The following is a 9,140-nucleotide window of genomic DNA, read 5'->3' on the forward strand; positions in this document are numbered from 1 at the left end:
TTTACTGTGCCTCGGCGGGTTCGTCCTGCTGCGCCGGTTGTGACTGCTGCGGCGGCTCGGTCGGGGTGGACGGCGCTTCGGTCATGCGGCCGGGGTCCTGGGCCGAAGTGGTCGCTGACGGGGTCGACGGCTCCACGGTGTTCTTGCCGGGGTCCTTGCTCGCGTCCTTGTCCGTGCCGGTGGGCGTCGGCGTCGGGCTCTGGGACGAGCGAGTCGGCGAGGCGGTCGGGGAGGTCGTCGGTTTACCGCTGGGCGTCGCCGGGTCGCTGTAGAACGTCCGGGGCTCGACCGCGGGCTCTTCCTTCTCCTTGACGGGCGCCTTGCCGCGCTCGGTCACCGGCTTGCCACCGGTGAGCTGGTCGTGCACGGTCGTCTGAGCGATGGTCTGGTACGTCAGGATGCCGCCCATGCTCACCCCGAACACCAGCGCCGCGGCCAGACCCGTCTTCGCCCACGGCACACGCCTTCGCGCCGGCACCTCGATCGGCGCCATGACCAGCGTGGTCTCGCCGGGCCGCGAGGGCTCACCCGGCCCCTGGGCCTCACTGAGGTTACGCACCGTAGCGTGCGCGGCCGTCGCCAGCTCGCCCTGGCCCTCGTCGCGCTCGGGCGGAGGATCCGCCGCGCCGGACTCACGCCAGGCGATCACCGTGTGCTGCTTGACCTTCTCGCCCGTACGTTTGAGGTAGTGCGTGTAGACCGCGGTGGCCACCGTGCTCGCCACGCTCATCAGCGCCGCGCCGATCACCGTTCCCCCCACGCCGAGGTAGGAGGCTCCGACCGCCGCCGTGACCGCCGCCAGGGCGCTTCCCGCGATCTGCGGCATGCTCAGCTCGAACTTCCGCTGCTCGCCGCTCATCCCCCGGATCAGTCCTTTCTCGCCCGCGTTCGGTAAAGAGCTTTCTCGTGAATAGACGCGAGGGCGTGTCCTGTTGTTCCTGTGACGTGTGTGACAGACACCCTCGTCGCTCGTGCCCCGACGAATCGGCCTGCCCTCTCTCTACCTCGCCGCGGCCGCGGCGACGGCCGTGACCACCGCGATCCCCATCGCCATGGCGCCCGCCTCCGGCATCGCCTCCCGGCCGCCGATAACCGAGCCTACGCGCCCGTACGTCGTTACCGTGCGTGACCGGGCCGAGGCCCGCGACCTGGTCGGCGAGATGCGATGGCGGGTACGCCGCTTCTACACCGCCGCACTGCCCGGCTTCGCCACGCTACTGAACGCGAGCGAGCTGGCGGAGCTCAGCGCGGACCCCAGGGTGGTGGCGGTCGAGCCCGACCGCGAGATCCACCCCATGCCGCTCACCACGTCCGCCCGACGCCACGCCCGCCGCGCCCCCCGTGCCGCCAGTACCCCCCGCACCCGCCGTGCCATCCGCGCCGCTCGTGCCACTGGGAAGGGCGTCACGGTCTACATCGTGGACAGCGGCGTCGCCCACGGCCGAACCGGCGCATTCCGCTCAGGGAATCCCCATATGTCGGGACGCACGGAGACTCTCCGTATGTCGGATGGATTGAGGGATCGGCTCTGGTGGGCCTTCGACGCCACCGGGCGTACCGGCGAAGACTGCGACGGCCACGGCACCCGGGTGGCGCGCGCCGTGGCCGGCCGGTCGCACGGCGTGTCGCCCCAGGCGAGCGTCGCCTCGGTACGGGTGCTGGGCTGCGACGGCTCCGGCAGCCTGTCGGACGCCCTGGCCGGCCTCGACTGGGTACGTCGGCACGCCCGGGGTCCCGCCGTGGCCAATCTCTCCCTCGACGGCGCCGACTCCCCGGCCCTGCGCACCGCCATGGCCCGCCTGGCCCGGTCCGGCGTCTTCGTCGTCGCCGCCACCGACACCGGCCGATGCCGGCTCTCCCCCACCGGCGAGACGTACTCCGCCAGAGCCCCCCGCCTGGCCGGCGCCGCCGCCCACTATCTGGAGCTCCATCCGGGCGCCAACCCATCCGTTCTGGCCTCTTGGCTGAAGTGCTCGGCGACGCGTGACACTATTCGCCAGAATCCGTCGAGGGCTTTGCGCACGGGCAGGCCTTGAAGATGATGGAATCAACAAATGTGACTGGCGTCACATCGCCCCTGGGCTATCCCAGGAAGGCGATGTTCGGACATGCCGGGTACGGTGCTGGCAGGCAACCGGCACACGCGAGAGACTCAAGGGTCCGGGGGAAGAATGAGCAGCACGCTGACGAAGGGACTCGCATGCAGGAGCTCCGACTCGTCGCGGTAAGTGAGGACGGTACCTATCTCGTGCTGGCGACAGCAGGGCGGGGTACACGGTTCACGCTTCCCGTGGACGACCGGCTCCGTGCTGCCGTCCGCGGCAACTTCTCCCGTCTCGGCCAGTACGAGATCGAAGTGGAGAGTCCGTTGCGCCCCAAGGAGATCCAGGCCCGCATTCGTGCCGGAGAGACAGCCGAGGAGATCGCCGCCACAGCGGGCATCCCGGTCGAACGCGTCCGCTGGTTCGAGGGCCCCGTGCTCCAGGAGCGCGAGTACGTGGCCCAGCAGGCGCAGCGCGTGTCCGTACGCATGCCCGGAGAGTCCTCAGCCGGCCCGACGCTCGGCGATCTCGTCGCCGAGCGGCTCACCAGGCGCGGCGTGCCCACCGACGAGATCGACTGGGACTCCGCCAAGCGCGACGACGGCCTCTGGCGCGTCAAGCTCGGCTACGTTTGGAACGGTCACACCAGGCACGCCGAGTGGCTCTTCGACCCGCGCAGGCGGCACGTCACGCCGCACGACGACGAGTCGATGCGGCTCTCGGCCGCCGACTTCGACCCCAGCCCCGTGGTGGAGGACACCACGGTCACGCCGTTCACGCCGCGAGTGGCCAAGCTGCAGCCGGTGCCGCCGCTGGCGTCGGACCCGCTGCCGTTCCCGTCGGTGATCCGCCACGAGCCGGAGTCGCAGGAGCCGGCGGTCGGCTACCAGCCGAGAGGCACGGAGTCGCCCTACGGCCGCCCGCCGTCCCGTGATGTCCCGTCCCGTGATGTCCCGTCCCGTGATGTCCCGTCCCGCGAGACTCCCTCCCGTGAGACGCCCTTCACCCCAGCGCGAGAGGCCCCTTTCGACCGCGCCCCCGCAGCCGACCCCGCCGGCCGCACGGCGGAGCCCGGCTACCGCTCGGACCCGCCCGCGAGGGACTACCGCTCGGAGCCACCCGTGCCCGGCTACCGTGCTCCCGCGCAGGAGACCGGCTACCTTGCCGAGCCGTCGGCACCGGAGACGGGCTACCGCGCCCAGGAGCCCGGCCACCGTTCCCATCCTTCGGCGTCGTCAGCACCTACGGCATCTTCGTCGTCGGCGTCGTCGGCGCAGGACACCGACTACACCCGCCCCAGCGACCCTTCGGCACGCCATGGTGACCCTTCGTCCTGGCTGCCCGACTACGGCACTCCCCGCCCGCCTGACCGCCAGCCCGACCGCCCGACCGGCCGAGACGGCGAGGCCATCTACGCCGCGGCGAGCCGCGAGAGCACGCCTCCGGGCACCCGTACCACTGCGTCCGCGCCCGAAGACACTGTCACGCTGCCCCCGGCACCGGACGCGACCCCCGGCACACACGCCGCAGAGAGGTCGGTTTACGATTCACCCGCTGTAGACGGCCCGGCCGCCACCGCAGGCGCCGCAGACGGCCCGGCCACCGGCGCAGGCGCCGCAGACGGATCGGCTGTTGGCGCGACCGCAACAGAGGCACCGGCCGCCAACGCGTCCGCAACGGAGGGCCAGGCCGTCGCCGTGCCCACCGCAGAGGACCCGACCGTCAACGCGCCCGCCGCAGAGGGCCCGGTGGCCAACGTGCCCGTCACAGACCACCCAGCGACCAGTGCGCCCGCCACTCAGGGTCCGGCCGTCAACGCGCCCGGCGTTCAGAGCTCGGCCGCCGACGCGCCCACTGCGCAGATCTCCGCGGAGTCGGTGCCCACCAAGGATTCGCCTTCGTCTGCGGATTCGCCGTCTGCCGTGGCAGGCACCGACGCCCCGGCTGCGGAGTCCGTACAACCCGCTGGGACCCCGAAGCCCACCACAGCCTCAGGACCGACCACACCACCCCAAACCGAGTCGAAGCCCACCACAGACGTGGCAGCCGAACCGCAGGCAGCCGCCAGCTCCGCCTCCGAGGCGGAGCCCGACAGCACTCTCACCGAACCGCAGTCCGCTGGGACTGTCACTGAGCCGAAGCCCGGTGACATCGTCGTCAAGCAGCCCGCCGGCGCCGCAACGGCGAGCACCGCCGCAGAGAGCACCGCTGTGGAGAGCACCACCGCTATGGGGGGCGCCGCTCTGGGGGACGCCGCTCTGGGGGACGCCACGGTGGGGGACGCCACGGTGGGGAGCACCACCGCGCCGCAGACGTCCCCCGCCACGGAAGCCCAGACCGAAGGCCCAGCGCAGAAAGCCACCGGCCAGGAAGCCGCTGCTCAGGAGGCTTCTGCTCAGGAAGCACCTGGCCAGGAAGGTACTGGCCAGGCGGCCACCGCAGTGGTCGGCACGCCCGCCACTACGGACCCCATCACCACACCGCCCGTCACCGAGGCCGCGCCTGCGGCTAAGGACGCCACTGCTCCCGCGACGGCAGCCGACCAGGACGCCTCCAAGACCGCGCCCGAGACGGCCGAGCGGTCGGCAGCCGAGCCGACTGCCGACCTGACCGCCGAGCCCGAGCCCACGACAGCGGCCCCCAAGCCCAGCCCCACGGCTCCCGAGCCCCAGACCGCCGCAGGCGTACCTGAGGCAGGCACCACCCCGACGGCCAACGCAGCCCCCAAGGCCGGCGCAGCCCCGAAGGCCGAGTCGACCGCGAAGGCCGAGTCGACCGCGAAGGCCGAGTCGACCGCGAAGGCGGACACAGAGGCGACTGCCGCCGAGCCGGTACCGACCGCGCCCGTACCCAAGCCCAAGCCGCAGCCCTCGAAGCCCCAGCCCAAGGCCGAGTCCTCGGCGCCCGCGCCGACCACGGCACCCGCGCCCAAGGCCGAGCCCGCAGTGGCCGAGCCCAAAACCGAGCCCGCCACTGAGCCCAAGGCTGAGCCGGCGGCGGCCAAGGCTGAGCCGACAGCGCCCGAGCCTGCCGTACCAGCCGCGAGGTCGAGCAAGGACGACACCGCGAAGCCCGAGCAGCCGGCGGCCAAGGAGGAGCCCCCGGTCCCGGTGCCCTCTCCCCCGCCCGCCCCTGCGGCCCGTCAGCCGCGCAAGGGCTCCAGGGGGCGTCGGGCCTCGGTACCGACCTGGGACGAGATCATGTTCGGCGCCCGCCGCCAGGACTGAGCCGAGCACCGCCCGCACACCGCTCAAGCGCCGTCCACACACTGGCGTCTGAGCGCCACCCACACCGCCCGCGCACTGCCCGGCGGTTCGTCGGTGATCTCCCCGCAGGACTTCTCAGGCCGCAGGACCTCCCAGGCTTTAGGGCCTCCAGGGCCTCCCGGGCCTCAGGGCCCCTGAGCGCCCTGGGGCCCAGGTTGAAGGCGCGAGGACGTGAGCGGGGGCGAGGGCTCAGGCGGAAGGGCGTCGGCTGACCTCACCGACACCGTAGAACAGCGCGTCCGGAGATATCCCCTTGGCGAGCAGCGGAGGGTGCCCGCCTACTGCTCCTTGGACAAGAACGGAGCCAGCCACTCCGGTGTCACTTCGGCCGGGAAGCCGATCGCCTGGGACTGTGAGACGTCGATCGCCGAGTAGCCGCCCTTGCCCGCTCCCACCCCGGCGGTGAGCGTGTACACCCCGGCTCGCCGCTGGAACCACGTCTGCCTGAGGTGCCAGCCCACCACCGCGCGGCGTTCCACCATCGCTTGCGAGCGGCGGAGGGAGCCTGAGCGGACCGCCAGGCGTACGCCGTCGTATCCGTGTCCCAGAGACCTGTATCGGTCGAGGCCGAGGGGAATCCCCAAGCCCGCCAGGAGGAGAGCGACCACGGTCCCGATCCACCAGATCGGCTGAGCGGTCAGCAGGGCCGTCAGGGCGGTGGCGAGGGCCGGCGCGAGCCACGGGGCGACGGCGCGGAAGAGGCGGCGGTTGCGGGCGATGGGCGGGTGGGGACGGAGTTCGGCCTGGTAGGTGCCGATGGCCTCCCCGGTGACCCGGAAGGCGACCGCGCGCGGGACGTCCGGCAGGAGTTGCCCGCGGGTCTGGGAGTCGCCCAGGCCCGTCACGATGGCCCAGACCCGGGCGACGCCCGCCCAGCGCTCGGCGAGTCCTTCGATGATCTCGTAGCCCCGTACGCGCCCCGCCTCCAGGGACACGCTGCGCCGGTTGATCAGCCCGCGTTCGGCCACCAGGTAGCCGTCGCGGCTGATGAGGCGGAAGTTCCAGTTGAACACCGCGTACATCACACCGCCCACGAACGGCATCGCCACCACGAGCAGCAACACCACGGCGAGCAGCAGGTAGGGGTGCTCCCAGAGCCACTCCCCGACGGTGAGCGCGGCGTCCCGGCCGTAGCCGAGGTCGTCGCCCCACTGGAACGCCAGCCCCACGGCGCCGCCCGCCAGGGCGAACGGCGTCAGCAGGTACGCGCCGGACAGCGGGCCGTACAGCAGCCAGGTCCACGGCACGCGGATGATCTCCTGCTCGGCCTCCACCGTCTCCCCGCGAACCGCAGCGGACACCGTGACCGCGGCGGGATCCGTGGCGGGATCCGTGGCGGCGACGGCGGCGGAGCCCTCATCGGGCGTCGCGGCTCGGGCGGGGCGGGTGGCGCGGGTGCGTCGGAGCAGGACCGACTTCAGGCGTTCGGCCTCCTCGCGGGTGACGCCGTCGAGCTTGCCCTCCTCCTCGCCGCCGCTCGCCCCCGTGTCGATCTTGAGTACGGCCAGACCGAGCAGCCGGTGCATGGGCGGGGTGGAGACGTCCACGCCGCGGATCCGCTCCAAGGGGATGGTACGGACCGACCGGCTGATCAGTGAACGCTTGATCTCCAGACGATCGCCCACGATCTCGTAGCTGAATATCGCCCACCGGACGACGGCGAAGGCCAGCGTGACGCCGACCCCGACCGCCGCCCAGGTGTACGACATGCCGGAGAACCCACCCACGAACAGCAGCCCGACAAGGGGGAAGATCAGCGACGGGATCATCCGTACCGGGTGGATGAGCAGCACCTTGGGGCTCAACCGCATCGGCACCCCAGCGGGCTCCACAGGCCCAGCGGGAACGGTCACCGGCGGGAACGAGCCCTCACGAGCGGGATCAGCTGGTTCGGGCGCCGACTGGTGCATGGGAGGCCCGGGATCAGCTTCGGGCGTGGACGCGTGCGAGGAGGGCCCAGGGCGAGGTTCGGGAGCCGCCGGGTGCTCGGGAGGCCCGGGATAAGGTTCGGGCGCCGACGGGTGCGCGGGAGGGCCGGGGCGGGGTTCGGTCACGTGGCATCGTCCCTGAGCTGCTCCGCGCGGTGCGCCAGTTCCTCCGCAAGCCCGGCCGCCACCGTGTAGTCCAGGCCCTTGATCGTCGACGAGCCCGCGTGAGAGGCCGTACGGATCTCCAGGGTCGCCAGCCCGAGCAGCCGTTCGACCCACCCCTGCGCCTTGTCGACCGTCTGGATCCGGCTGACCGGCACGAAGACCCACTCCCGGGTCAGGAACCCCGACCGGGTGTAGACCACATCACCCGACAGTTCCCAACGATGTACGGCATAGCGTACGAACGGCTCGGCCACCAGGAACGGCGTGGTCAGCACGCCCACCCCCACCGGCAGCAGCCACGGATCGTCCGCGAACCAGCCGGGCACCCACGACCACCCGCTCCCCCCGACCCACTGCGCGACCAGGATCGAGCACCCCACGAGCAGCACGAACCCGAACAACGCCTCAGCGAGCCAGAGCCGGATGGCCTTGGGCGAGACACGGTGTTGGGGGTCACGCAACGGGCCAGAAGACGTCACGAGGCCAGCTTATGGCTCCCGCCCGCGTCGGTGATCGGCCAGAGGCGCCGGATGCCGGCCGGACGCCGGCCGGAACGCCAGCCGGAAACTGTCGGTGCCGTAGTCCAAAGTGGAGGCACCGAGGAGAAGGGGCGGGTCATGCAGTATGCGATTCAGGCAGACGGCCTGGTGAAGCACTATGGCGAGACCAAGGCACTCGACGGTGTGGACCTCGCCGTGCCGATTGGCAGGCTGCTCGGCGTGCTGGGGCCCAACGGCGCGGGCAAGACGACCGCCGTGCGCATTCTGGCGACGCTGCTCACGCCTGACTCGGGCACGGCCACGGTGCTGGGGTTCGACGTGCGCTGGCAGGCGCATCAGGTGCGGTCGCTGATCGGGCTGACCGGACAGTACGCCGCGGTCGACGAGATGCTGACCGGTGTCGAAAACCTGATGATGATCGGCCGTCTGCTGGGCTTGTCGCGAGGTGAGGCGAGGGAGCGGGCGAAGGCGTTGCTCAGCCGGTTCGACCTGGCCGACGCCGGGGGCCGGGCCACGAAGACCTATTCGGGTGGGATGCGCAGGCGGCTCGACCTGGCGGCGAGCCTGGTGGGCAGGCCGCAGGTGCTGTTCCTGGACGAGCCGACGACCGGTCTCGACCCGCGTAGCCGCACCGAGCTGTGGGGCGTCGTGCGCGGTCTGATGGCCGACGGCGTGACCGTGCTGCTGACCACCCAATACCTGGAGGAAGCCGACCAGTTGGCCGACGACATCGTGGTGTTCGACCACGGCAAGGTCATCGCGTCGGGCACGTCCGACGAGCTCAAGGCCACCACCGGCGCACAGGTGCTGGAGGTGCGGCCGCTCAGGGAGGACCAGCTCGACCTGGTCGCCAAGGTGGTCACCGACGTCCTCGACGTGGCGCCCGACCTGTCCGGCGCCATGGTCACGGCCGCCGTGCGCGACCCGGCCGTGGTGCCCGCCATCGTCCGCCGCCTCGACGACCTCGGCATCGTCGCCTCCGAGCTGGCACTGCGCAAGTCCAGCCTCGACGAGGTGTTCCTGGCCCTGACCGGGCACCGCGCGGAGGACGAGCAGACGGAGGAAGCCCTCGCGTCAACGACCCCCTCCTGATGGAGGGGGCTTGAGGTGCCGTCAGGTGCTTTGAAGCCCCGCGTTGACCAGCCCTAGTCATCACCGTTGGAGGTGTGATCCAGATGGCTACCTTTCACGCAGGACCGCAGACCCACCAGCGAATGCTTCCTCAGTTCGCTGCTCTGG

At 71.6% G+C, this 9,140-nt stretch carries 6 protein-coding genes; 3 read left to right on the forward strand and 3 right to left on the reverse strand.

Annotated elements, in window-relative coordinates; all coding sequences use genetic code 11:
• Position 1: 1 nt before the first annotated feature.
• Entirely contained in the window at positions 2 to 859 is an 858-nt protein-coding gene (locus AB0J16_RS38670) for a hypothetical protein (RefSeq protein ID WP_358549279.1), read from the reverse strand.
• Positions 860 to 971: 112 nt separating this feature from the next.
• On the opposite strand from AB0J16_RS38670, the gene AB0J16_RS38675 reads away from it, so the two are divergent.
• Together AB0J16_RS38675 and sepH are read left to right on the forward strand one after the other, a co-directional pair.
• Entirely contained in the window at positions 972 to 2,036 is a 1,065-nt protein-coding gene (locus AB0J16_RS38675; protein ID WP_358549282.1) for a S8 family serine peptidase, read from the forward strand.
• A 164-nt stretch (positions 2,037 to 2,200) separates the two neighbouring features.
• A complete protein-coding gene (sepH, locus tag AB0J16_RS38680) occupies positions 2,201 to 5,269 on the forward strand; it encodes a septation protein SepH (RefSeq protein ID WP_358549284.1) in 3,069 nt (1,022 codons plus the stop codon).
• 317 nt (positions 5,270 to 5,586) lie between these two features.
• Here sepH and AB0J16_RS38685 read toward each other — a convergent pair whose 3' ends face one another.
• The gene (locus AB0J16_RS38685; RefSeq protein WP_358549312.1) at positions 5,587 to 7,119 is read right to left on the reverse strand and encodes a PH domain-containing protein; all 1,533 of its coding nucleotides are present in this window, start codon (positions 7,117 to 7,119) and stop codon (positions 5,587 to 5,589) included.
• Positions 7,120 to 7,358: 239 nt separating this feature from the next.
• The gene (locus tag AB0J16_RS38690; RefSeq protein WP_358549286.1) at positions 7,359 to 7,880 is read right to left on the reverse strand and encodes a PH domain-containing protein; all 522 of its coding nucleotides are present in this window, start codon (positions 7,878 to 7,880) and stop codon (positions 7,359 to 7,361) included.
• 138 nt (positions 7,881 to 8,018) lie between these two features.
• On the opposite strand from AB0J16_RS38690, the gene AB0J16_RS38695 reads away from it, so the two are divergent.
• Positions 8,019 to 8,993 carry an ATP-binding cassette domain-containing protein gene (locus AB0J16_RS38695; RefSeq protein WP_358549289.1) on the forward strand — a complete coding sequence of 325 codons (975 nt, stop codon included), beginning with the start codon at positions 8,019 to 8,021 and terminating at the stop codon, positions 8,991 to 8,993.
• Positions 8,994 to 9,140 lie beyond the last annotated feature (147 nt).

It is taken from the genome of Nonomuraea sp. NPDC049750, assembly GCF_040659625.1.
GTDB lineage: Bacteria > Actinomycetota > Actinomycetes > Streptosporangiales > Streptosporangiaceae > Nonomuraea.

Coding starts and splice junctions, on each gene's coding strand:
- AB0J16_RS38695 (WP_358549289.1), top strand. CDS start 8,019: ATGCAGTATGCGATTCAGGCAGACGGCCTGGTGAAGCACTATGGCGAG.
- sepH (WP_358549284.1), top strand. CDS start 2,201: ATGCAGGAGCTCCGACTCGTCGCGGTAAGTGAGGACGGTACCTATCTC.
- AB0J16_RS38670 (WP_358549279.1), bottom strand. CDS start 859: ATGAGCGGCGAGCAGCGGAAGTTCGAGCTGAGCATGCCGCAGATCGCG.
- AB0J16_RS38685 (WP_358549312.1), bottom strand. CDS start 7,119: ATGCGGTTGAGCCCCAAGGTGCTGCTCATCCACCCGGTACGGATGATC.